This is a genomic window from Streptomyces sp. UW30 (genome assembly GCF_008042075.1).
Lineage (GTDB): Bacteria > Actinomycetota > Actinomycetes > Streptomycetales > Streptomycetaceae > Streptomyces.
In genome coordinates this window covers 137,465-162,110 of sequence record NZ_RDBN01000037.1, presented here as the reverse complement: position 1 = coordinate 162,110, position 24,646 = coordinate 137,465, and the positions used below count along the sequence as shown (strand labels likewise).

The 24,646-nt window shown below is 68.8% G+C and carries 19 protein-coding genes; 5 read left to right on the top strand and 14 right to left on the bottom strand.

Annotated elements, in window-relative coordinates; genetic code table 11:
- Positions 1-52: 52 nt before the first annotated feature.
- Complete coding sequence (locus EAO75_RS19310; protein ID WP_261989361.1) at positions 53-280, bottom strand: MbtH family protein; 228 nt, start codon at positions 278-280, stop codon at positions 53-55.
- Between the two features lie 155 nt (positions 281-435).
- Between EAO75_RS19310 and EAO75_RS19305 the strand changes: the two genes are divergently transcribed.
- Together EAO75_RS19305 and EAO75_RS19300 are read left to right on the top strand one after the other, a co-directional pair.
- Positions 436-1,266 carry a class I SAM-dependent methyltransferase gene (locus EAO75_RS19305; protein ID WP_187284518.1) on the top strand — a complete coding sequence of 277 codons (831 nt, stop codon included), beginning with the start codon at positions 436-438 and terminating at the stop codon, positions 1,264-1,266.
- A 399-nt stretch (positions 1,267-1,665) separates the two neighbouring features.
- Positions 1,666-4,803: a non-ribosomal peptide synthetase gene (locus EAO75_RS19300; RefSeq protein ID WP_147996323.1), complete on the top strand. Its 3,138-nt coding sequence runs from the start codon at positions 1,666-1,668 to the stop codon at positions 4,801-4,803.
- Position 4,804: 1 nt separating this feature from the next.
- Here EAO75_RS19300 and EAO75_RS19295 read toward each other — a convergent pair whose 3' ends face one another.
- The 10 genes from EAO75_RS19295 to EAO75_RS19250 form a co-directional block, all read right to left on the bottom strand.
- The gene (locus tag EAO75_RS19295; protein WP_147996322.1) at positions 4,805-6,085 is read right to left on the bottom strand and encodes a valine--pyruvate transaminase; all 1,281 of its coding nucleotides are present in this window, start codon (positions 6,083-6,085) and stop codon (positions 4,805-4,807) included.
- Positions 6,086-6,125: 40 nt separating this feature from the next.
- Positions 6,126-7,982 (bottom strand): hypothetical protein, encoded by a 1,857-nt coding sequence (locus EAO75_RS19290; RefSeq protein ID WP_147996321.1) that lies wholly within the window; start codon positions 7,980-7,982, stop codon positions 6,126-6,128.
- A complete protein-coding gene (locus EAO75_RS19285) occupies positions 7,979-9,379 on the bottom strand; it encodes a condensation domain-containing protein (protein ID WP_147996320.1) in 1,401 nt (466 codons plus the stop codon). Before EAO75_RS19285 ends, EAO75_RS19290 begins: the two co-directional genes overlap by 4 nt.
- Positions 9,376-10,155, bottom strand: a complete 780-nt coding sequence (locus EAO75_RS19280) for a thioesterase II family protein (RefSeq protein ID WP_147996319.1) — start codon at positions 10,153-10,155, stop codon at positions 9,376-9,378. Before EAO75_RS19280 ends, EAO75_RS19285 begins: the two co-directional genes overlap by 4 nt.
- Positions 10,155-11,459: a condensation domain-containing protein gene (locus tag EAO75_RS19275; RefSeq protein ID WP_147996318.1), complete on the bottom strand. Its 1,305-nt coding sequence runs from the start codon at positions 11,457-11,459 to the stop codon at positions 10,155-10,157. The genes EAO75_RS19280 and EAO75_RS19275 overlap by 1 nt, the downstream gene beginning before the upstream one ends.
- Positions 11,456-12,994, bottom strand: coding sequence for an AMP-binding protein (locus tag EAO75_RS19270; RefSeq protein ID WP_147996317.1), 1,539 nt, complete (start codon positions 12,992-12,994; stop codon positions 11,456-11,458). Before EAO75_RS19270 ends, EAO75_RS19275 begins: the two co-directional genes overlap by 4 nt.
- Positions 12,987-13,274 (bottom strand): phosphopantetheine-binding protein, encoded by a 288-nt coding sequence (locus EAO75_RS19265; RefSeq protein WP_147996316.1) that lies wholly within the window; start codon positions 13,272-13,274, stop codon positions 12,987-12,989. The genes EAO75_RS19270 and EAO75_RS19265 overlap by 8 nt, the downstream gene beginning before the upstream one ends.
- A gap of 297 nt (positions 13,275-13,571) precedes the next feature.
- On the bottom strand, positions 13,572-14,531 hold the full coding sequence (locus tag EAO75_RS19260; RefSeq protein WP_187284517.1) for a fatty acid desaturase family protein: 960 nt from the start codon (positions 14,529-14,531) through the stop codon (positions 13,572-13,574).
- A 17-nt stretch (positions 14,532-14,548) separates the two neighbouring features.
- Positions 14,549-15,562 carry an amidinotransferase gene (locus EAO75_RS19255; protein ID WP_222723975.1) on the bottom strand — a complete coding sequence of 338 codons (1,014 nt, stop codon included), beginning with the start codon at positions 15,560-15,562 and terminating at the stop codon, positions 14,549-14,551.
- A 284-nt stretch (positions 15,563-15,846) separates the two neighbouring features.
- Positions 15,847-16,701 (bottom strand): metallophosphoesterase family protein, encoded by an 855-nt coding sequence (locus tag EAO75_RS19250; RefSeq protein WP_410092484.1) that lies wholly within the window; start codon positions 16,699-16,701, stop codon positions 15,847-15,849.
- A 729-nt stretch (positions 16,702-17,430) separates the two neighbouring features.
- On the opposite strand from EAO75_RS19250, the gene EAO75_RS19245 reads away from it, so the two are divergent.
- Complete coding sequence (locus EAO75_RS19245) at positions 17,431-19,071, top strand: ABC transporter transmembrane domain-containing protein (protein WP_187284516.1); 1,641 nt, start codon at positions 17,431-17,433, stop codon at positions 19,069-19,071.
- A gap of 59 nt (positions 19,072-19,130) precedes the next feature.
- Positions 19,131-20,852 (top strand): ABC transporter ATP-binding protein, encoded by a 1,722-nt coding sequence (locus tag EAO75_RS19240; protein ID WP_222723974.1) that lies wholly within the window; start codon positions 19,131-19,133, stop codon positions 20,850-20,852.
- Here EAO75_RS19240 and EAO75_RS19235 read toward each other — a convergent pair.
- Positions 20,804-21,073, bottom strand: coding sequence for an acyl carrier protein (locus EAO75_RS19235; RefSeq protein WP_187284515.1), 270 nt, complete (start codon positions 21,071-21,073; stop codon positions 20,804-20,806). The two genes, EAO75_RS19240 and EAO75_RS19235, sit on opposite strands and share 49 nt — an antisense overlap.
- A gap of 153 nt (positions 21,074-21,226) precedes the next feature.
- Between EAO75_RS19235 and EAO75_RS19230 the strand changes: the two genes are divergently transcribed.
- Complete coding sequence (locus EAO75_RS19230; RefSeq protein WP_147996311.1) at positions 21,227-21,991, top strand: thioesterase II family protein; 765 nt, start codon at positions 21,227-21,229, stop codon at positions 21,989-21,991.
- 72 nt (positions 21,992-22,063) lie between these two features.
- On the opposite strand, the gene EAO75_RS19225 is transcribed toward EAO75_RS19230, so the two are convergent.
- On the bottom strand, positions 22,064-22,900 hold the full coding sequence (locus EAO75_RS19225; protein ID WP_315987162.1) for a mycofactocin-coupled SDR family oxidoreductase: 837 nt from the start codon (positions 22,898-22,900) through the stop codon (positions 22,064-22,066).
- A 108-nt stretch (positions 22,901-23,008) separates the two neighbouring features.
- Positions 23,009-24,589, bottom strand: coding sequence for an amino acid adenylation domain-containing protein (locus tag EAO75_RS19220; RefSeq protein WP_147996310.1), 1,581 nt, complete (start codon positions 24,587-24,589; stop codon positions 23,009-23,011).
- Positions 24,590-24,646: the final 57 nt, after the last annotated feature.

Below are 24,646 nucleotides of genomic sequence, written 5' to 3'. Positions count from 1 at the left end.
GTCAAGGGGCCGCCGCCGGCCCCGTGTTCACCGCGTCGCGGGAGGGCCGAGGCTAGCCGGCGGCGGAGAGGCCGGGAGCGTCCATCGACTGTCGCAGACTCTTGGGTCGCATGTCGGTCCAGACCTCGCCGATGTAGTCCAGGCAGTCGCTCTTGCTCCCCGTCTTGCCGACCTCGTGCCAGCCGGCCGGCAGTGACCTGCCGTGGACCCAAATCGAGTACTGTTCCTCGTCGTTGGCCACGACCGAGTACTGCCGTTTGTCCTCGGCACCGTCGTTCACAGCTCCCCCTCGTGTGGTTCCGGCCATCGGTGGAGATCAGCCTAGGTCGTGGCAGGGAATGCCTCAAGGGTCGACGTACATATAACCTGACTTATGCTCAGATCCCTGSCACGACTGTGGCAATGATCGCGACCGGGGTAGTAGCGTGCCCGCCCATGGGACAGGCGGAGGCGATCACTCTCGACGAGATGTACCACCCCGGGGGCGCCGACGCGGTGAATCGGGCGCTCAATCGCAGCTACCACCCGCGAAGCCACGGGCTGGTGTTCGAGATCGTCGACGATCTCGACATCGGTCCCGCCGATGTCGTGCTCGACATCGGCGGGCGCTACGCCGCGCATTCGCTCGCGATGGTCGAGATGTTCGGATGTCGCGCCGTCTGCGTGGACCCGGTGGACAGCAACAACGAACGTGCGCGGACGGCCGTGGCCGAGCATCCCGCCGGATCGCGGGTGTCGATCAGGCGCGGCGTCATGGAGGACATCCCCGGCTCCGACGGCGAGTTCGACCTGATCTTCAGTCACGACATGTTCTTCCACGTAGTGGATGCCGACCGGGCACTCGCCGAGGGGCACCGTGTCCTCAAGCCCGGCGGGCACCTGCTGGTGTACCAGTTGTTCGCCACCGATCTGCTCGAGCCGGGTGAGCGTGCCCGCCTCTACGCCGACGTGGCAGTCGTTCCCGAGCGAATGGAGCCGGACGACTTCGAGAGGCGGGCATCGAAGGCCGGCTTCACCATCGAGATGATCGATATCGTCGGCTCCGAGTTCCGCGAAGCATCCGAGGAAGACGGCACCAACCTGACGTCCCGTCAGCTCTTGTACGCCGCACGGCTGTTGCGGGAGTCCACGGCACTGCGAGCCGAGCTGGGCGAATCCGAGTACCGCGTCGAGCTCGGCAACGCCCTGTGGGGCGTCTACCAGATGATCGGAAAGCTGGAACCCCGGATCTACTTGCTGCGCAAGCCCACGGCGCCGAACGCCTAGCGCCTCCAGGAGCGCCCGGACGGCCACTGATCCGTCTGGGGCGAGTTCGAGGACCAATTGGCGCGGCTGCGTTCGCAGTTGCCCGCCGTCATCGCCTTACGAGCTGTGGCTCGACGACGCGTCCGCCGCTCTCGCGGGACCGCTGGACGCCGTTTTCCGGCGGACCAACGGGCAGACATGACTCAGGGAACCGATCCGCTGCGGTCCGGAGTTGTCGGCTATTGACATCGGCTTCGTGACCTTGATGAGGTGGGATCGATCGACGACGGGCCGCACCGACATCGGACGCCTGATGACTCGTCAGATCACTTACGGGTGAGGACGGAAGCTTCCATGTCAGGGACCGATGACCCCTACTTCATCGTGCGCGACCGAATCGGAATCTGAGGTAGGAGACTGATGCCCGGTCCTTGCATTCACCACCTCTACGAAGCGCAAGCCGCGCTGACGCCCGACGCCGTCGCAGTGGTCTGGGACGACGGCACTCTGACCTACCGCGAGCTCGACGAGCAGGCCAACCGTTTCGCCGCCATGCTGGTCGGCGCCGGTGTGCGGCCCGAGCGGCTCGTCGGCGTCATCATGGAGCCCACGCCGCTGTTGCTGGTCACGATGCTGGGGATCTGGAAGGCCGGCGGCGTGTACGTGCCCGTCGATCCTTCTCTGCCCAGCGGTGTCGCCGAGGGGATGCTCACCGACGCCGGTGCCGTCCTGCTGGTGCGGGGCGGACAGATACGCGTGGCTCCTGACGGTGTGCCCCTGGTGGACGTGGACACCCTCGACCTGGCCGGCTGGCCGGCCACGTCCCCGGCCGTGGCCGTCGATCCGGCCAACCTCGCCTACTGCGTGTTCACTTCGGGTTCGACCGGCAAGCCCAAGCCGGTCGCCGTGCAGCACGCGAGCTTCGCCAACCACGCCGTCTCCCTGCGGGACGAGCTCAAGATCGGTGCGGCGGACCGGGTGCTGCAGTCCACGGCGATCGCCTTCGACGCCGCGCTGGAGGAGATCCTGCCGGCGTGGGTCGCGGGCGGCGCGGTCGTCGTGCCGGACCGGCGCCAGTTCACCAGCGTGGAGTTCACCGACCTGATCGACCGCCTGGCCGTGACGATGGTGAGCCTGCCCAGTGCCTACTGGCACCAGTGGGTGGAGGATCTGACGGCCGGTCTGGTCAGCCTGCCGCCGAGTCTGCGCATCGTGTTCATCGGCGGCGACAAGATCTTCGTCGACAAGCTCCGCGCCTGGTACCGGGTGCCCGGAGCCGACGCGGTCGACTGGGTCTCGGACTACGGGCCGACGGAGACCACGATCAGTGTCCTGCTGCACCGGCCGACGCCGGCCGAGAAGACCTCCGGCGACGGCCCCGACGACTACGCGCTGGTTCCCATCGGGTATTCCTTCGCGAGCAGTTCGATCTACATCCTCGACGACGATCTGCGGCCGGTGCCGGACGGTGAGCCGGGGGATCTGTGGGTCGGCGGCCCGCCGGTATCCCGCGGCTACTACGGCAACCCGGTCGTCACGGCCGAGCGCTACCTGCCCGACCCCCAGGGCCCGCGCGGTTCGCGCATGTACCGGACCGGCGACCGGGGCAGCCGCCGGCCGGACGGGACGCTGGTCTTCCTCGGGCGTTCCGACCGCCAGGTCAAGGTCCGCGGACACCGCGTCGAGCCGGGCCAGGTGGAGAGCGCGGTGATGCTGTGCGCCGGGGTCCGGGACGCTGTCGTCATCGCCGTCGACGACCCGCCTTTCGGCTCGCGCCTGGTCGCGTACGTCGAAGCCGAGGACGGCGGGTCCGAGGCGGCGATCCGTGCCGAGCTCGTCGGCCGGCTCAACGCGGCCATGATGCCCCAGACGTTCGTGATGATGGACCGCATCCCGCGGTCGCCGTTGAACGGCAAGGTGGCGCGCTCCGCCCTCCCGCCGGTCCCCGCCGACCGTGCCGGGTCCGTCGCGTCCGCGCGGGCCGACGGGCCCCGGATGACGACGCTGGAGCGCGTCCTGGGCACCCTGGGCGGCGATGTGCTCGGCACCGCGCCGCTGCCGCCCGACGACGACTTCTTCGCGGCCGGCGGCGACTCGCTGCGGGGCCTTCAGCTGCTCAGCCGGGTGACCGAAGTGACCGGCGTGGCGCTGTCGTTCGCGCAGCTGCGCGCCGCCTCGACCGTCGCCGGGATCGCGGCCCTGGTCAAGGGGGAGCATGAGCGCGGCGCGTCGACCGGCGCGTCGGTCTTGCCGTCGGAGGAGCGCGGCGAGCGGCGCCCCGCCGCGCGCGGGCAGCAGGCGCTGTGGTTCCTGGACCAGGTGCACCGAGGCGCGCCGACCTACGCGGTCCCGGTCGCCTACCGGATCCGGGGCCCGCTCGACGTGGAGCGACTGGACGCCGCGGTGACCGCGGTCGTCGCCCGCCACGAAGCGCTACGCACCGTTTTCGAGACGGGCGAAGGCAAAGTCTGGCAACGGATCCAGCCCGCGGCGCCGGTGCATACCGCGGTGACGGACGTCGCCGATCTCGACGAGGCGATCCGCTGTGCGCACCAGGAGGCCCGGCGTCCGTTCGACCTTGCTCAGGGCCCGCTGCTGCGCTCGACCTGCTACCGCGTCGATGCCGAGGAGCATCTGTGGTTGCTCAACGTGCACCACACGGTGTTCGATGCCTGGTCGCTCGCGGTGTTCTGGCGGGAGCTCGTCGCGTTCTACGCGGGCAAGTCGTTGCCCGAGCCCGCGGTGCAGTACACCGACTACGTGGTCTGGCAGGAGCGCTGGCTGCGCGGAGCGGAGGCGCAGGAGCAGCGTTCCTTCTGGAGTGCGCGGCTCGCCGGAGCCCCGCCGGCCGCCGAAGTGGGCACCCGGCGCGAGGGTGACGGACGGATCGGTACCGACGGCTTCGCCCTGCCGCTGCCCGGCGACGCCCTCGACGCGGCGGCGCTGGACGAGTTGGCCCGCACGTGCGGAACCACGCCGTTCGTCGTCCTGCTGGCGGCCTTCTTCGCGGCGCTGCACCGGCCGGCCGAGGCGCGGGAGGTGGTGGTCGGCGTCCCGGTCGCGTGCCGGAACCGTCCGGGCACCGAGGATCTGGTCGGTTACCTGGTCAACATGGTGCCGTTGCGGATGCCTTTCACCGAGGGCATGACGTTCCGCGAGCTGGTCGCGCGCACCGACGAGGTCCTGGCCGAGGCACTGACCCGCCAGGAGCTGCCGTTCGCCGACGCCGTGGAAGGCGCCGGGCAGAGTGCGGCCGCCGGTCAGAACCCGCTGTTCCAGGCGATCTTCGCGCTGCAGTCGACGCCGCTGGACGACAGCGGCGCCATCGAGGGCCTGGAGATCTCCGAGGTGTTCGTGCACTCGGGCACCGCGAAGYTCGCCCTGAGCTGGGCCGCACGCCAGACCGCCACCGGCTGGGCCGGCGAGATCGAGTACGCCGCCGACCGGTTCGACCAGGCCTCGGCGCAGAAGTGGCAGCAGTCCCTGTGGACGCTGCTCGCGGCCGGCCTGGCCGATCCCGACACGCGCGTCGACGGCTTGCCGTTGTCCGGGGCGTGAGCTAGAGGCTCAGCGGAGGCCGCGAGCCCACGCGATGTGGACTCGCGGCCCCGATGACCTCCCCGATGCGGCCGATGCCCTCGCGCAGGTCCTTCTCGTCCACCGTGAGCGTGATGCGGAAGCACTGTGTGGAATGCGTACCGCTTTCGAGCGGTCCGGAGAAGAAGCTCCGGCCCGGCGCGATGAAGACGCCGCGCTTCTTGAGATCGGCGTAGAGGTCGACGTCGCTGAACCAGTCCTCATCGACCCACAGCCAACCGAACATGCCGCCCTCGTTCGCGTGCAGGCGCCAGTTCACGTCCGCCGGCATCGCGTCGAGGAGCAGCTTCTCGGTCAGGGTTCGGCGTTCGGCGTAGAACGGCTTGATGGCCGAGGCGACGACTTCGTCGAGCGCGCCGGAGGACAAGGCCCGGGCCGCCATGGCCTGCGCCAGTCCTGAGGCGTGCAGCACGGAGTTGGACAGGAAGGACACCATCGGCGTGATGTACCGCTCGGGGCCGATGGCGAATCCGACGCGCTCGCCGGGCATCCCGGCCTTGGACAGGCTGAAGCAGTTGACCACGTGCGGATGCAGCACCGGTGGCGCGAACGTCGGGCCGATCTGGGGGAACGGCCGGCCGTAGGCGTGGTCGAGGAACAGCGGTATGTCCATCCGCTCGGCGATCGCGATCAGCGCGTCCTGCTCGTCGGTGCGAAGGCTCCGCCCGGTCGGGTTGCACGGGCTGGACACCAGCAGCATGCCGAGGTCCGTCCGGCGGGCCGTCGCGTCCAGGTCGAGTTCGTAGTGGAACGACCGGTCCGCGCCGACCCGCCACCCGGACTCGGCCCCGGCGATTCCCCCGGGGACCATGCAGATGCCCTGGTAGCCGGTGTAGTCGGGGATCGCCGGAAGGCCGATCCGGCGCGCCCCGCTGCCGTCCTCACCGGCGAAGAGCGCGGCGGCGGCGAAGCAGAGCATCTGGCTGCCAGGGCCGACGACGATGTTCTCCGGACCGATGTTCCACCCCAGATGCCGGCGGAAGTAGTCGGCTATGGCGTTGACGAGAGCGGGCGCGCCACGGGACGCCCCGTAGGCCACGGCGTCGGAGAAGCTGTCGGCGACCGCCCAGCCGGCCGCCTCCCGCCACATCGTGGTGACCTCGGGAATCGCCGCGGGGTTGCCGATGCTCAGATTGAGCCACCTGGTCCCGGTGGTGGTCGCCATCGCGCTCGCGACGTCCTCCATCAGGCTCCTGAGCCCGGTCATACGCGACATCTGCGTTCCGACCTTGGACAGGCCCATGGGCAGTTCCTTTCGTTCGCGTTGCGCTAGGAGTCCGATGTCAGGCCTGTTCCACGGTCCGGACGACGCCGAGCCTGGTCCCGGCGAAGGTGACCGTGACCTGGCCGACCCACACCGCCCACAGCACGTGCAGGTCGCTATGGGTGTCCTCGGGGATCGTCAGCATCGGCTCGGGCAGGTCCGCGAGGGTGCACTCGGCGTGAAACGTCGCGAGGACCCGGTCGGTGACCCGGTCGTTGAGGATCACGGCCAGGTGGCCGGTCCCGTCCGGTTCCCCGGACGTTCCCCGCACGGACAGCGCCGGACGCACCACGTCGCCCGGTGCGTGCAGGCCACTCGCCGTGATCGCCAGCACCGGACCCGTGCCCGCCGACTCCCGCATCGGGCCGCACAGCCAGCACTCGGCCGCGACGCGCTGCCCGCCGGCCGAGTCCGGATCGTCGTATTCGAAGACCTGGATCCGCGACCCGCACCGCGCGCACGCCCCCTCGGCGCGGGCGTCGTCCAGCCGCAAAAAGGTGTGCAAGGCCGCGTACACGTCATTGCCGACGGCCAGCATCGCCGTCGCGGCGAACGCCTCGTCCCAGCGCCGTACCGCCCGTTCCAGCCTCGCCGTGACGCCGTCGCTCATGCGCCAGGTCTCCATGTCGGAGGCCCCTCGGATCCGGCCGATGCCGTCCCAGGCTGCGCTTTGAACCTGTTCGCAACCGCGGCCCAGACGCTCGAGGCTGTCCTCCAGGTCCTCGTCCAGTCCGTTCTCCGCGACCGCCTGAAGCGCGTGCCGTGCGCGTTCCACTGTTCTGCTGCGGGCGATCATGACCTGATAGAGGTCGAGCGCTTCATCGGGGGTCTGGAGGCGATCGCCGGCGTCATCGCCGACGACGGCGGCACCGCTGTCGGCAAGCCTGGCAGGCGTGCGGGCGGGGAACCGCAATGCCGGATCGCCGGCCAGGGCCACGCCGTACCCGGTGGGAATGCGATGCGCGCGGTTCAGGCGCTGGACGGCCTCGCCCAGGCTGAGTCCCTCGGCGACGTGCGCGGCCAGCACACCGACGGCGTCGAAGTCGGCGTTGAACTGCCCCAGCGTGCCGACGGCGGCAAGAGCCCAGCCGTTCAGAGCACTGGCGCACATGCTGTTCGTGGTCGGATGTTCGCCCACGGCCAGATCGAAGGAACCGCAGCCCATCAGGGCCACCACGGCGGCCCGCAGCCCGACCGTCGGCACAGCGGTGCGCAGCAGCTTCGTCGTGCACCGGCAGTGGTCCACGCTCGGATCACACCCGTCGGACAGCAGCCTGCCGTCGACCCGCTCCGGACCGGTGGCTCCGCACAGGACGAGCGATCCCAGACCCATGTGGCCGAGGTCGGAGTGGCCGCTGATGGCCAGCAACCGCCACGGCGCGTCCAGGATCGCTCCGAGCCGCTCGGGGCGGGCCACTTTGAGGTCGTCGGGCGGACCGCACACCCCGTTGACCGCGTCGATGAGGACATCGGCTCCGGCGGGGACGCGCGCGTGGCCGAGCGTGATCTTCGACGCCTGGAACTCGGCTTCCGCCGGATCGGCGGCGAGCACGAACCCCACGGGCACCTCATGCCGCGTCGCCGACGTCACCCACTCGCGCACCGTCTCGGCCACCAGCGTGTGGCGACCGGCCATGAGCAGCACCGAGGTCGGCGCGGGCGTGGGCGTCTGTGAAAGCCAGCCGGACGCGACATCGACGTCCACCACCGGGCGCCCGAGATCGCGGCCCAGGGCCAGCGCGGCCTCGCGCACGCTCTCGTCGCCGCACGCGATCACGTCACGGGAGAGGTCCGCGGCCGGTTCGCCCTGACGCGGCGGCAGGGACCGGTAGGCATCGAGCACTTCGGCACGCGTGGGTTGATTCGACACAGTCACCCGTTGTTCTCCGCAAGAGGGGATTTGCCTGGAACTGCTTCAGGGGTCCGCTCCGGCCCGGTCGCGGCCGGCCGGGCCGCGATCCCGGTCAGACCCAGGGAATCCATCGCCGCTTCGGGCCGGTCCAGCAGCGTCGCCAGGATCTCCTGGTACGCGGCGCAGTAGCCCTGCGCGGCCTGGACCGAGTACGTGCACAGCGCGAACTTCCAGTCCACCGCGATGTGCGCGGGAGCGATTTCGCAGACCACTGACAGGTCGTACAGCCCTTCAGCCGGCGCCGTCACCACGTCCGACACGCTTCCCTCGTCGAGGGTCAGCCCACCGACGGCTCCTGCGGTGAATGTGGTCCGGATCAGCCCGCCGCCGGGTTCGTGCAGGCCGGCGACCGCCTGGGTGAAGGGCAATTCCTGGTAGTCGATGGAATCCATCAGATCCAGGGACACGTCCGCCAGGACGGCGGCGAACGACCGGGACAGGTCGATCCGTGACCGTTGGACCACCATGTTCGTGAACATGCCCACGGTCCGCGCGAACCGCGGCGGGCGGACACTGGTCACCATCCCGATCGCCACGTCGCCGTCACCGGTGGCAGCGGCGATCATGACGTCCATCGCGCACAGCAGGACGGCGAACGGTGTCGCGCTGCTGCGGCGCGCGAAAGCCTTCACCGCGGCCGACGTCTCGCTCGGGAGCATGGTCGGCAGCATGACCGTGCCCATCACCGCCGAGTCCCGTTCGGCGGCCCGCTCCGTCCCCGGCAGGGCACTACCGGACATCTCCGCCAGCCGCTCCCGCCAATACTCTGCCTCTTCCTCCAGGCCGCCGTCGGCCAGGGCCGCCAGCTGCGCCCGCACGAAGTCCCCGTACCCCGGCGCGGCCGGCCCGAGTTCAGGCGAGGTCCCGCGGCGTGCCGACCGGTACAGCTCGCCGAACTCCTCCAGCACGACGACCATCGACTCCCCGTCGCACGCGATCTGGTGGACGACCAGGACCAGCCAGGTCAGGTCCTCGCGGACCCGGATCGCGGCGAGCCTGATCGGCAGGCCGGCCGACAGGTCGAAAGGCCGGGCCGACACCGTGTCTATGGCCGCCTGCAGTTGTTCCGGCCGCGCTTGTTCCGGCGCATCGCGCAGGTCCAGCACCTCGACGGGCACCGGATCAGGGTCCTGAACCACCTGGACGACGCCTGCGTCCGTCTGCCGGAACACCGTGCGCAGGGTCTCGTGCCGTTGGATCGTCGCGTTGAGCGCGAACTCCGCCGCCGCCATGTCGAAGTCGCCGTCGTAGTGGAACACCTCCGGCATCGTGTACACCGAGCTCGTGCGGTGCCGACTCCAGAACAGCCACATGTCCTCCTGGAGCGGGCCGATCGCCCGCGCGTCCGTCAGGGGACTCATGGCCTCGGCTCCGGCACCGGCGCTCCCGACGGATCCGTCAGCCGGGCGGTGATCACGTCGTGCACCGTCTCCGCCTGTTCGAAGATCGCGAAGTGGCCGCCGCTGAGCGTGCACATCTCGAAGTCGGCGCTGGTGTGCTCGCCCCAGCCCTTCATCAGATCAGGGGTGCCCCATTCGTCCTCCGTGGCGGCGAAGGCCGTGATCGGTACCGGGAGCGGCTCCTGTCGCTGGTACGGGTATTCCTCGTTGACCTGGAAGTCGGCGCCCATCAGCGGCTGGAGCTGCTTCAGCAGCAGGTGGTCGGCCAGCAGCTCCGGCGGGGTGCCGCCCAGCGCGCCCAGGAACTCAGCCACCTCTTCGACGGGCAGCTCGTCCAGGCGATGGCGCGGCATCGGCAGATGCGGGGCTCGGCGGCCGGCCACGAACAGCCGTTCCGGCAGTGCCCAGCCGAGCCGGCGGAACTCCCTCACGAGCTCGAAGGCACAGAGGGCGCCGGTGCTGTGACCGAATACGGCGTAGGGCCCCTGGAGGCGTGCGGTGATCTCCGGTGCGAGCTCGCGGACGTATCGCGTGACCTCGCGGATCGGAGCCTCGTTGCGCCGCTTCTCCCTGCCGGGCGGCTGGACCGGGTAGGCCCCGACGCGCGGTGCCAGTCCGGCACCCCAGGCCCGGTACGTTCCCGCGCCCGCTCCCGCGTGCGGCAGGGTCAGCAGCGCGATCTGGGCGCCGGGAGGTACCCCGAACGGCAACCACGGGCTCTTTGACACCTCAGGCATCAGCTCACTCCGTTGCTTGAGAGAATCTCCGCTGTCTCCCAGTCGGGATGAGCGACCGCCGTGCCCAGCACGGCGCAGAGGTCTTCGGCCATGCGGCGCACGGTCGGCGGGTCGTAGCGGTCACGGTCGTACGTCAGGACGGCGTCGTAACCGTCCTTGTCGACGGCCAGGTCCAGCTGCAGAGCGCCTTTGCCGCGCGAGTGGACCTCGATCCGTTCCGCGCTCACCTCGGGCAGGTCCAGCCGGCCCACGCGGTCGTCGTCCAGTCCGAGTACGGTCGGGCACAGCGGCGCACTGCGCAACCGCCTGCGAACGCCGGTCCGGGCCATGATCTCGGCATAGGACAGGCTGCCGTGGGTCATCGCGCCCAGCACCGTCGTCCGCGTTTCGGCGACCAGGCCGGCGAACTCCTGCCGCGCCGGCACCGGACACCTCAGCGGGACGAAGTCGGTGAGGCAGCCGATCGTGCCGTCCAGGTCGCCGTCCGCGCGGCGGGACACCGGCGTGCCGATGACCGTTTCGTCCGTGCCGAGGTATCCGCAGGAGAGCGCGGCGAGCGTCGCGGTGAAGACGGTGAACGCGGTGGTGCGCGCGGTTCGGGCCAGGCCATGGACCTGTCGTCCCAGCTCCGGCGCGATGGTGAAGCTATGTACGCCGCTGCGCGAGCTGGGCGCGGCGGGCGGCGGCCGATCGGCGAGCGGGGACAGCGGCACCGGTATGTCGTGCAGGCGGTCCCGCCAGTAGTCCACGGCGGCGGAGTCGAGGCCTGCCGCACGCTGCGCCAGCGCGTACTCGCCCATTTGCGGCGAGACCGGCGTCAACTCCTGCGGCCGGCCCGTCACTCGTGCCGAGTACAAGCGGCTGAACTCCTCGTCGAGGATGTCGAGAGACCATCTGTCCACCACGGCGTGGTGGATCTGAACGAGCAGGACCGACTCCGTCGGCGACAGGTGCACCAGGGCGGCCCGCAACGGCGAGACGTTCAGGTCCAAGGGCCGCTCCGCGAGGCGGTGCAACTCCTCGTCCAGCCCGTTCTCGCCCAGATCCAGGTGCTCCAGCGTGGTGGTGTGGACCGGCTCCACGACCTGCACCAGGCGCTCGTCCAGCATGGTCAGCCGGCTGCGAAGGCACTCGTGCCGGTCGACGATCCGGTTCAACGCCCACTGCACGGCATCCGCGTCCACGGCCCCGTGGAGCCGGTAGGCCCAGCACTCCAGGTAGCGGGACGACTCGCCGGACAGGCGCTCGGCCAGCCAGACCGACTCCTGCTCGAAGGTCATCGGGTAGACCTTCGAGCCACTCACGCGCGGCCTCTGCGCCGGGGTTGGCGTGCCAGTTCGGTCAGTGCGGCGTGGTCCAGCTTGCCGTTGCCGGTCACCGGCAGCAGGCCGACGGTGCGCACGACGGCGGGCACGAGGTAGGAGGGCAGCGAATCGGCCAGCTGTTTGCGGATCGACAGCGGATCCCCGCCGTCGGCTTCGGCGGGGCCGTCGGGCACGTAGAACAGGGCCAGGGTCTGGGCACTTCCGTCCGGCCCCGGCACCGCGATGGCCGCGCAGGACCGGACACCGCCCAGAGCTCGGACCGCGATCTCGATCTCGCCGAGCTCGATCCGATACCCGCTGATCTTCACCTGCCGGTCGACGCGCCCCCGGTAGTGCAGCACTCCGGCGTCATCGGTCACACCGACATCACCGGTCCGGTACACGCGTACGGGGGTTCCCGCCACGTCGATGGTGGGGAACTTCGCCTCCGTCAGGTCGGGGTTGCCGAGATAGCCGACGGCCAGACCGTCCCCGGCGGCGCAGATCTCCCCGCTCTCGCCGGGGGCGCAGGGCTTGTCGTCCGGTCCCAGCAGGACGACCAGGGTGCCCGGCACCGCGAGGCCGACCGGGACTCCTCCTGGCAGGTCGCAGTCCGCCTCGGTCAGCGGCCACGTCGTGGTGAGCATGCAGTTCTCCGCCGGACCGTAGCCGTTGTACAACGGGATCTCCGGATGCCGCCTGACGAAGTGCCGCACATGGTGCGGGGAGAGCTTCTCGCCGCCGGTGTAGACCCGATCGAGTCCGGTGAAACAGTCCTCGTCCTCGTCGACGAACATGTTGAACAACGACGTGGTGAGCCAGAGCGTGTCCACGCCGTGACGGCTGATCAGCTCGCGTAGCACTCCCGGCATCAGGTGGTCCCCGTCGACCAGCACCGACGTCCCGCCGGCGACCGTCTGGCCCCACAGTTCGAATGCGTACATGTCCCACGGCAGCGGAGCCGCCTGCGGCGTCGCGTGTCCGGGGCCGAACCCGGCCAGGCCGTCCGCCGTGAACATGCGGGTCACCGCCCGGTGCGGGGCCACCACACCCTTGGGCCGGCCCGTCGTCCCCGAGGTGAAGAAGACGGTGGCCGGCTCGGAGGCGTCCACCGCCGGCCCGGTGAACCCGCCGCCGCGCTCAGCGGCCGCTGCCAGGTCCTCGATCTCGGGCCGGTAGGTCCGCAGGCCTTCGGTCGCCGGCGACGGGCCGCCGACCACGACCGGAGAGCCGGTCTGCTCGATGAGCATCCCCACCCGTTCGGTCGGCCACCGCGGATCGATGCCCGTGTAGGCCGCGCCGCACTTGAGGATGGCCAGTTGGAGCGCGGCCAACAGGGCCGAGCGGGGCAGGAGCGTGGGAACCACTTGGCCGGTGCCGACACCCAGGGCCGCAAGTTCGGCGGCGTAGCCGTCCGAGGCCCGGTCCAGCACCGCGTAGCTGATGGGCTGCCCGGCGGCGATCAACGCGGTGGCGTCGGGCTGTCGAGCGGCGTGACGGGAGATGGCCCCGTGGATGGTGCGCGCGTCAGGCATCTGCCGTCTGTCCCTCGGCCGTCACCCGCTCGGCGAAATCGGAAAGGATGTCGGCGTCGAACAGCCATACCGGCAGTGCCCGGACGCCGAGGTCACGCTCCAACCGGGCGCATATCCGCATGGCTTGGAGCGAAGTGCCGCCCAGGTCGTAGAAACTGTCGGACCGCCCCACCCGGTCGATATCGAGAATCTCCGCCTGGATGTCCGCGATGGCCTTTTCCAGGGAACCCCGCGGCTCCTCGAAACTCACATCGGTGAACGATTCCCGGGTTTCCCTCACGGTACGTCCCTCTCATTCAGCTGCCAGATGTACTGCAACTGCCCCAGTACGCATGTTCCTATCACGAAAGCAGGTTCCTGATCTAGGCAAGTCTTTCCGCATACGATCAGTGGTCGTAGGCGGTCAGTGAGCGGCTAACCGCCTTCCCTGGTCCGGAAGTTGTGCCAGATCGAGGCGGCCAGGGCCATGCCCGATCAAGGCGCTGATCGCCGCCGGCACGCGGCTCGCGGACGCACCGCGAGCCGCGCCCGGCCGACGAAGGCGGCGCCGTTCTTCATCGCTCGTGGATTCAGTCCGTCATCCCACGCGGTTGGCGGCATCCGGGTCGAGATGCAGCTGGGGCCGACGGCGGTGGAGGAACCCGAGCATCGCCGGCACCGGGCTGACGATGCGCGGCTGCGCGTCAAGCCTGTCCTGCTGCCGCTCACTGACCTCCGGCATCCGGGACCAGTGCGTGCTGGGGCTGAGGTGGTGCTCTTGGTGGAACCCGTCGTTGAAGGTGAGGAAGTTGTAAACCCGGTTGTAGTGGCTCACCGAGTCCGCCGCGCGCGCATCCGGGTTCGCCCCGAAGTGGCGGTAGTAGTTCTGCACGTTGACCAGGGTCAGCGCCGCGAAGAACGCGGGAAGGTAGCAGAACAGCGTCCACTGCCACGAGATCGCCGCGAACAGGGCCAGGGAGACGAACAACACGGCCCGGTCGGCCTGGACTTGGCGGAGTTCGCGGACCCTGCCCTCATCCCTGCGCGAGGCCAGGGACAACAGGTTCTCCTCCTTCGGTCCGACCTTCCAAAGACGCACGACGGCGGCCGTGTCCTTCACCCGCGTGTACAGGGAGTCGACGGCGCCCCCGACCGCATAGGGCAGCAGCGGCCGGTGCCCGCCGTCCTTCCCTTTGTAGTACGTCGACGTGGTGTCGCGGGTGGTGCCGTCCGGGGCCGGCCGGTCGTTGTTGAACCGGTGGTGGTTGCGGACGTGGGTCAGGTGGTACGCCTGCACCGACTGGCCGATGTTGACCGAATTGACCAGGGATACCAGGGCATTGAGCCGCCCGCTCACGAACCAGGGCATGTGTGTGAACAGATGGGACACCACGATGATGTTGTACGCCATCATCAGGGTCATCAGCAGTCCGCCCGCGACCCGGGCCATGGGCGAGGCCGTGGCCCAACTCAGCGCCAGCAGCAGCGTGATGGCGAACTGTGCCGCGCTGAACGCCGCCAGGAAGAAGTCCTTGCGGGAGGTTCTCCATATTTGCACGGTCCCGGCTCCTCGCTCTAGAAGTACGACTCGAGGGTGCCGCGCCGCCGCACGTCGAGTGTCGCGCAGTGGAATGACCCACCGAAGCTGTTGAAGTTGCGGAAGTTGCACAGGATCGGGGTGAACCCGAACTTGCGCACCGCCTGGATCATCGGCTCGTCCTGGCGCTCGACGACCACCCGCTCGTGGTCGAGCATCAGGATGTTCATGTTGAGCCACTTGCTCGTCATGTAGAGCGGGTGTCCGTCCGGTATGACCGGCGTGGGCGCCTCCATCACATCCCAGCTCTTGAACAACTCGGGGACCTCGGGGACCCGTTCGGGATGGATGAGCAGTTTGCCGGGCGCCATCGGCACCAGGGTCGCGTCGATGTGCATGGGGTGCGAGTCCTTGAACTCGAACACGTGCACAACGTACTCGTCGCCCAGCTGGCGGCGGAGCCACTCGATGCCGAACTCGTTGGTGACGTTGCTCTTCTGGGCGATGATGTCGCGGCCGCACCGGGTGAAGTCGGCCGCGTCGAAGGTCGGTTCGAACTCGGTGACGACCAGCCGCTGCGGACCTTCCTCGCCGGGGTCGGTCCAGGTCTGGTCGAACTGCGCGTCGGTGAGCTCCGGCTTCGGGCCGGCGCTCCACTTGGCCCCGCCCTGGAAGTACTCCTTGAGCAGGGGCCGGTACGCCAGCGACTCGTAGTACCGGGACCGCCACGCCATCGGGGCCTCGATGATCTCGGTGCCCACGACCAGGAGCGCGTCCCGGGGCATCGCCGCGTACAGCCCCGTGCTGGCCCAGTCCAGGGTGCTGTAGACCTGCCGCTGCGGGATGGGCTCGGGCCGCCGGACCGTCACCCCCTCGCCCTCCAGAATGTGGACGAACTCCTCCAGCTCGCGGCGTGCCGCTTCGACCTGGTGCGGCGGAAACGGGCGTCCCGCCTGGCTGCGGAAGGTCTCGACCTGATCCCCGGGCAGCACCGACGGGAGCGACATGTGAAAGGTCGGGAAGCTGGCGTCGTCGATGATCCCTACGATCACCTCTTCCAGCGGATCCCACTCATTGAACGAAGAGACAGGGCTTTCCAATTGTGGCTTTTCGCCGATGGCTGCTGCCTCCGGGAGGTCGGGTGTCGACATCTGTTCCCTTTCCAACTCATTGCATCTCGGTGATTCGGTGCCATGGTGAATCGCGACGTGGCGTATCGCGGCTCGGTGCGCCGGATTAGCCGCTGTTCAGCTGATGGCGGGAGGCGGCCCGACAGCATCGCGGACAGAAGAGCCGGAGAATTCCGTTGGCACTCCGGCGGGCAAAGTCGAGGCGGTCACGGTCGCGGCAGAATCTGTCGCGGAAACGCGGCCTGCACTGGCCACCGGCGTTCCGAGCGTTCCTTTGGATAGCCCAGCGACACTTCGTCGAACCTGACCGTGTCGTGCCAGGTGGTACGAGGAATGTGCAGGTGGCCGTACACCGCTGACACGGCCCGGAATCTCCGGTGCCAGTCCTCGGTCCGTGTGGTGCCGCACCACTGCGCGAACTCCGCGTGGTGCAGGATCTCGGTCGGGTGGCGGACCAGGGGATAGTGGTTGACCAGCACGGTCGGAAGCTGCGGATCGCAGGCCGCGAGCCGCTCCTCGGTGGCCGCGAGTCTCGCCTCGCACCAGGCCTGCCGACTGGGGTAGGGGTCGGGGTGCAGGAAGTACTCGTCCGCGCACACCACGCCGGCTTCAAGGGCCATCGCCATGCCCTCCTCGCGGGTCGCGGCACCGGGAGGGAGGAAGGAGTAGTCGTAGAGCACGAACAACGGGGCCACCGTGACGGGGCCACCGTCCCCGGTCCAGACCGCGTACGGGTCCTCCGGAGTCAGGACGCCGATGCTGCGGCAGTACTCGACGAGGTGCTCGTAGCGCGCCACACCGCGCAGAGTGACCGGGTCCTTGGGGTGGGTCCACAGCTCGTGGTTGCCGGGCGTCCACACGACCCGGGCGAACCGTGCGCTCAGCACCTTGAGCGCCCATTCCACGTCGGAGACCAGTTCGGCCGTGTCCCCGGCGATGACCAGCCAGTCATCGCTGTGGTTCGGAACCAACTCCTCCACGAGGCGCCGATTGTCCGGGTAGGCCACGTGCAGATCGCTGACCGCCAACATTCGCTCCGCCCGCGCGGTGCCGGCAGTCACCGCGTCGGCCGGTGGTTCGTCGGCGACGGTCGGCACGCCGCGGCCGAGCGGGTGTGCGGCGGTCGCGGTCGCAGGCGGCGCGGCGCCAACTCGAGCTCATATATATGGCCTTCGACCATGTACTGCTCCCCCGTGGTCGGATCTTCGCATCGCGATGCTACTGGCTGGGCCGCCCGGTGGTCATCAGTCGATGTGGACCTTGTCCTATGCGGTCAAGCCGGGTAGTACCACAACATGGGGCAAAGGACCTGGAGTTGGATAGTGCCGGCGCAGACGGTCCCGACCGTTCCGGCGAGACCCTGCCCGAAAGAGCCTCTGCCTGCGGACAGTTACTCGTCAGAGCCAAGCTCAGCCAGCGCGTATCGAGGAGGCGATGCCCCCCTTTCCGCCCGGTGCTCGGCCCGCTGGACGCGATCCCGGGGTGAAAGAGCGTCTACCTGCGGACATTTACGCGTCAGGGTCAAGCTCACCGCAACGGCAATCAGCCAACACAGGGAACTGATCCCTACTCCGATGGACTGCTACTCGGGTAGCCTGCTTTACCGATCACCCGGATGAGCAGGTCGCGGTGACCGCCGTAGCAACCCGCACGGCAGGCTGATCGATCTGGACGACGCCGAAAGGTACTTCGCACTGATGCAGCGGATCCCCGTGATTGAACATGCCGGACTTGATCACAGATCGCCGTTCAGATTTCTCCTCGCTCTTGTCGTACGCCAGAAGGCGGGCGTGATCTGGGCAATCGTGTCGTCAGGGATCTGGAACACGAGCCAGGTGGTCATTCCGGTCGCGATCGGGTGGGCGCTGGATGACGGCATCGCGAAGCACAACAACGACCAGCTGATCCTGTGGTCGGTCGTCATCCTTCTCCTCGGCCTGGTGCGATCGGCCATGGGAACCGCGTTCTTCCGGCAGTCGACCTTCACCGCCACCCTGTCCAGCTGCCTGACCATGCAGCTGGTCACGCGGCACGTCACCGCGCTCGGCGCCTCGCTCTCGCGCAAGCACGACATCGGTGAGCTGACGGCCAATTGCACGGCCGACGTCCCCGCCATCGGCGCCGGGATGCAGCACCTCGGCCGGGTCCTGGGCTCGGTCATCGCCGTCATCGCCATCATCGTGCTGATGTTCACGATCAAGATTCCGTTGGGGGTCGTGGTCCTGCTGACCGTTCCCGCTGTCATCGTGCTCGGCGGCTATCTGCTGCGTCCGCTGCACCGGCACCAAGGCGACTACCGGTCCCAGCAGGGCCGGCTGGCGGGACGGGCCGTCGACATCGCCTCGGGGTTGCGGGTGCTGCGCGGGATCGGCGGCGAGAGGCCGTACGCGAAGGCGTTCCACGCCGACTCGGCCCAACTGAAGGTCGCGGACGCCCGGGTGGCGCGCGCCGAGGCCAATCTCGGTGCGACGGACCTCCTCATGCCGGGTCTGATCGCCGTGATCGTCACCTACGCGGCGGCTCGCTTCGTGCTCAACGGGGAGGTGACGATTGGTCAGATGGTCCAGTTCTACGCCTTCGCCGTCTTCCTCACCCTGCCACTGCACGACATCATGGACGGCGCCAACCAGCTGACCCTGTCGATGGTCGCCGCCGGCCGGGTGACGGCATTGCTGAACACACCGGTGCCGGACCGGGCGGGCCCCGTCTCGGCTCCGGAAAGCCGGGGCACGGTGCACCTGGTCGACCCGGACTCCGGACTGGACCTCCCCCCTGCGGCACTGACGGCAGTCGCCTGCGCCCGGCCGGGGGACGCCGAGATGCTGACCCGCCGGCTGGCCCGCTTCGAGGACTCCGGCGAAGTCATGCTGGGCGAGGAGTCGTTGTCGTCGCTGCCGATCGCGGACGTGCGTTCCCGTGTCCTGCTGGCACGGAACAACGACCGGTTCTTCGCGGGCACGATCGGCCATGAAATCTCACCGTCGGGAACGGCGGCCCCGGAGAAGATCGCGGACGCACTGCGGATCGCCAGCGCGACAGACATCATCGACGCGCTTCCCGACGGTCTGGACACCCAGATGACCGGGCGCGGCAGGACCTTCTCGGGAGGTCAGCTGCAACGTCTGAGACTCACCAGGGCACTTCTCACCGATGCGGACTTCACCTTGCTTGTCGAGCCCACGAATGCTGTCGACGCCTACACCGAGCACGCCATAGCGACGAATCTGGCCCAGCGCCACAAGACAGAACCGAGTCGGCGAAGCACGGTGGTGTTCACAGTCAGCCCCCTGATGCTCCAGCAGGCGCAGTCGGTCGCCTTCGTGATCGACGGTCGCGTGGTGGCGACCGGGGCCCACGAGGAACTGATGGAGAACCAGCCGGAATACCGCACGTTGATGGTGCGCGACGACGCGTCGGTGGTCGGCCGATGAGCGCCCGCATGCTTCCCGTGGCCGACGGGCGAGAGGTCCGCCGTTTTCTGTCGACCGCGATGCGACACCGCAGACGGGAACTGGTCGGCGTTCTGCTGCTCTACGCGTTGGCCTCGGCCTGCGGCCTTGTCGGGCCCCGGCTGTTGGGGTCCATGGTCCAGGGCATCCAGGACGGAACGGCGACCGCGGGCAGTGTGACCACGCTCGCGCTCGTCTTCGGCGGATTCATCCTGCTGCAGGCATTCCTGATCCGTTATGCGTTCCGGGCCGCGGGCGCGCTGGCCGCGACCGTCCTGGCCGAGATCCGCGAGAAGTTCGTCGATGACACGCTCGCGCTTCCGCAGGACGTGGTCGAAGGGTCCGACGAGGGCGATCTGATCACGCGCGCCTCGGGGGACACGGACAGGCTGCGACGCAGTGCGCAGCTGGCCGTGCCCTCGGTCCTCGACGCGTTGGTGTGGATCGCGCTCACCATCGGCGCGCTCGTGCTGGTGTCGTGGCTGCTGTRGCTCGCGGTTCTCATCATCGTGCCGCCCCTGGTGCTGGCCACCCGGTGGTATCTGGCCCGCGCGTATCCCTCCTATCTCCGCGAGGCCGAGACCTCCAGCGGTCTCACCGAGGGTCTGACGGCGACCATCCAAGGGGCTGCCACCGTCGAGGCGTTCGGCCTGGAAGCAGACCGGATCCGCCTGGCCGAACACGACGCCCAGACCTGGTACGACGCGGTCGCCAACCGGCTGTGGGTCCGGACGGTGCTGTACTGCATCGAAGAGTTCCTGTTCGTCCTGCCGCTGACTCCGATCCTGCTGCTCGGCGGATACGCCTACACCCAGGGCTGGGTCAACCTCGGCCAGGTGACGGCCGCCACCGTGTACACGCTGCAGATGATGATCCCTCTGGAGGTCCTGCTCGGCTGGGTCGGGTTGCTCCAGATGGGAAAGGCGTCGCTGGCGCGCATCCTCGGCGTCTCGAACACGGGGACCGAGCGGGTGCTGTCGAAGCACGACGAGATCGCTTCGGCGGATCTGTCGGTGCGGGATGTCCAGTTCGCCTACGCGAACGGACCAGACGTCCTGCACGGGGTCGACCTGGAGGTGCGCACCGGCGAGCGGATCGCGATCGTCGGCCGGACCGGCAGCGGCAAGTCGACACTGGCCCGGTTGCTGTCCGGCATCTACCATCCGCGCGCGGGCAGCATCGACATCGCCGGGGTGCCGCTCCACGAGGTGCCGCCGCACGAACTGCGCAAGCACATAGTGCTGGTGACTCAGGAGCAGTACGTCTTCGGGGGCTCGCTACGGGAGAATCTCGAGCTGTCCGCCGCATACGCGGATCGGGAACCGCAGGCGGCGACCGATGACCCCGCGCTGTGGAACGCGCTGAAGGCGGTCGGTGCCGACGGCTGGGTCACAGGCCTTCCGGAGCGGTTGGACACCGTGTTGGGCGCCGGCGCCCAGGAGCTCACCGATGCGCAGGCCCAGCAGATCGCCCTGGCCAGACTGCTCCTGGCCGATCCGCCGGTGCTGATCCTCGACGAWGCGACCTCCCAGATGGATCCCAGCTCGGCGCGGCACCTCGAGCGGGCGTTGGCGACCGTTCTCGAAGGGCGAACCGTCATCGCGATCGCACACCGTCTGCACACGGCGCAGGACGCGGACCGGATCGTCGTCATGGAGAACGGCCGCATCGTCGAGGTCGGATCCCATGAGGGGCTGCTCGACCAGGACGGAGCCTACGCCCGGCTGTGGTCGGCCGGCGCCGAGTCGGCGCCGGCCCACTGAGCGTTCCAGTGAGACACGAACCCTTCGATCGTCGGGAACTCCAACAACGTGACGATGTCGGTCTGGACACCCAGCGTCGACTTCAGTTTCTCGACGAGCGATATCAGCAGCAACGAATTGCCTCCGAGGTCGAAGAAGTTCGTGTCCACGTCGACCTCGGAGACGTCGATCCCGATCACCTCGGCCACCAACTGCGAGACCTTCTGCTCGTCCACCATCATGGTCGGCAACCTCCCGTAAACAATTTCCATTTTCGACGTCCGCCGGTCGGACGCAGCCTACTTAGACGCCGACACCACTGGGAGCTAGGGCCCACCGATGTCGAACAGAAAGTACCGGCCGACCGGCCCGGCATGAGGGGAGCGTAGAGGACGTTGTCAACCGATCGACTGCTCCAGGTGATCTCCGGGCCGACGACGGGTTTGCTCGTGTTCGCCTTCCCACCGTCGGCTTCCGGCCCGGCGTTGTTCCGGCGGTGGCTTCCGTTCCGGCCGCCCGGGCTCGAACTGGTCGCGATCCACACCCCCGGACGCGAGAGCCGCTTCGCCGAGCCCCCGGTCTCTTCACTCACACCGCTGGCAGACGACATCGCCGCGGCGATCGACGCATACGCGGAACGTCCCTACGTGATCTTCGGACACAGCGTGGGGGCGACGCTTGGCCGCGAGGTCGCCATGCGGCTGCGACGGCGTTCGCGCCCGCTGTCCATGCTCGTCGCCGCCGGTTCGGCCGCGCCGGACATCCTGGGCGACACCACTTTGGCCGACGCCGACGACCAGACCCTCATCGGGGCGTTGCGCGAATGGGGCGTGACCCCGGACGACATGGTGGACGAAGACGTGGCCGACGTGATCCTGCCGGTCATGCGAGCCGACATGGCCGTGGACAGAGCCTGTCGCCTCGGCCGCCCGCCCACGGCCGAGGATCGCCTGGACATACCGATCGTCGCGATCACCGGCGACGACGATCCCATGGCCGAGATCAACTACCGGAGCTGGGCTGCGTGGACGGATGCCGCGCACTCCGCACACGTGGTGCCCGGCGGCCATTCCGTCCCCTTCGAGCAGCCGGCGGCGGTCCTGGAGATCCTGGTCCGCGAGGCCGGCCGGCTGGGCGGGCCCAGGCTGACGGTCGGCTGAGGATTCCCGCTGAGGCCGTGTCCTCGCCCCGTTCACCGCGGGGCGGGGACACGATCGGCTCGAGAAGGCGGATCAGGTCGTCAGCATGCGGTTCACGAACCCCGCGTCGACCGGGATGTTCGCGCCGGTGATGTAACGGGAGTCGTCGGAACACAGGAACGCGACGGTGCCGCTGATGTCAGAGGGCTCCAACATGTCGACCGGCATCGCGTTCTCCAGTTGGTTTCCCTGCTCGACCTCCGAGGCCAGGTACGCCTCCATCCCCGGGTTGCTCGCCATCGGGGTGTTGACCCCGGTCGGGTGGACGACGTTCACCCTGACGTAGTCCTCGGCCAGCTCGTTGGCCAGGCCGCGCATGATGCCCACGATGCCGTGCTTGGCAGCCGTGTACGGGCCCGCGGCCACGCCGCTCAGCCCCGCGGTCGAGCCGATGATGATGATCGAACCGCCCCGGCCTCCGGCGAGCAGATACGGGATGGCCGCTTGCACGGTGTTCCACACGCCGGTCAGGTTCACATCGATGGTGTCGTTCCAGGCCTTGATGTCCTCTTCCAACGTCGTCATCCGGGACTGGGCGGTGCTGATGCCTGCGTTGGCGACGACGAAGTCCAGGCGGCCGAGCTTCTCGACGCCCTCTTGCAGGACAGCGCGCAGTCCCAGCGCATCGCGCACGTCCGCGACTCGGGTGAAAACGCGCCGACCGAGCTTCTCGACCTGCCGCGCCGTTTCGGCGAGGTCGTCCTGCGAGGCCATCGGATAGGCCGCGGTTTCGATGTCACGACATATGTCGATCCCGATGATGTCCGCGCCTTCCTCAGCCAGCCGAACGGCGTGGCTGCGGCCTGTTCCGCGACCCATTCCGGTGATGAAGGCGACCTTACCCTCGAGACGCGACACAAGCTCCCCCAACTGGGATTTGATTTCGGTGGATATTTGACCGTACCGGTATCGGGCAACTCCGGATAGGGCCGCCTGATATGAAAGGCGTCATCGCCAACCTGCCACAGTGCGGCACTTCTAGTCCGCGGCGGGCCTGCTGGGAATCAGACCCCTGCGACTCACCTTGCCCGACTCGGTCCGCGGCAGGCTCGAGACCATCTCGATGTGCTGGGGAATCATGTACCGGGGAAGCTTTGTGGCCAGGGCGCGCCTGATCTCCCGGATCGCGCGAGCCGGCGCTTTCGGGTCGCCCGGCTCAGGGCTGTGCTCCGCCCGGTCCGCGGCGGGCGGAGGGGCGACAACGTGGGCCAGCAGGCTCGGAGCACGACCCGGTGGGCTGTGCAGCACGACGGCGGCCTCGAACACGCCGGGACAAGCCCGCAGGCATGCCTCTACCTCGCCCAACTCGATGCGGTGGCCGTTCACCTTCACCTGATCGTCGATACGGCCGTGGTAGACGTAGCTTCCCGTCTCCTCGTCCCACCTGGCGGTGTCGCCGGTGCGGAAACAGCGCACCACCGATCCGTCCGCCGACGTCAGCTCGACGAAGCGCTCCCGGTTGAGGTCGGGCCGGCCAAGGTAGCCGTCGGTCACGCCGACCCCGTCCAGCAGGATCTCGCCGATCTCCCCCTTCTCGACCGGTCGCATCCGCGAGTCCAGGAGCCGCATCCGGGCGTGCGCCAGCGCCGTGCCGATCAACGTGCCCGGCTCTGTCCTGGTGAAGTCGGCCTCTGTCATCTCTCGGAGCGTCACGTGCACGGTCGACTCGGTGATCCCGTACATGTTCAGGACCTCCGGTCGCCGCCGGGCCGGCAGCGTCGACAACCACCCCGAGACCGCGACCGGGTCGACGGCTTCGCCCCCGAAGACGACCTGCCGCACCGCCAGTTCGTCCTGCGGTSCGGCGCCCGAAGCGACGAGGTGCCGGAAGACCGTCGGAACCATGCACAGCACGGAGACACGGCGGGCCCTCAAGAACTCGACGAAGCCGGCCGGGTCCACCCGCGCGTGCTGCGGCACGGTGGCGATGCGGGCACCGGTGAGCAGGGGCCCCCACATCTCGTACACCGAGAAGTCGAAGGAGGGCGAGTGGAACAGGGACCAGACATCGGTGGCCTCGTAACGCACTCGTGCGGTGACGGCCTGGATGAGGCCGAGCACGTGCCGATGCCGGATCGGGACACCCTTCGGCAGGCCGCTCGATCCCGACGTGTAGATGACGTACGCCGGTGAGTCGGGGCCCAACGGCGGGCGGGACGCCGACCGTCTCCGGGCCTGCGCGCCCGGCATGTCCACGCGCAGCGGGCTCGACGGCAGATCGGCGCCCGCCGGGTCGCGGAGGATCAGCTTCAGCCCCGAGTCCTCCACCATCAGTGCCAGACGTTCCTCGGGATACAGCGGATCCAGGGGTACGTATCCGCAACCCGCCTTCAGCACGCCGAGGATCGCGGGAATCCATCGGGAATCGCGAGGGAGCAGGATGCCGATGAGACCGCCGGGTACGGCACCCGCGGCCATGAGGTCGGCGCAGACGGTGTCAGACCACTGATCGAGCTGCGCGTACGTCGTGAGCTGACCGTCGTCGTCAAGCGCGACCGCGTGCGGCGTCGATTGTGCCTGTCGCTCGAACTGCGCGACCAACGACACGAGATCAGCCATGTTCACCCGTTCAGCAAAGCGTCGTCTGAGAGCGTTTCTTGAAGGTGTGGACAGCCG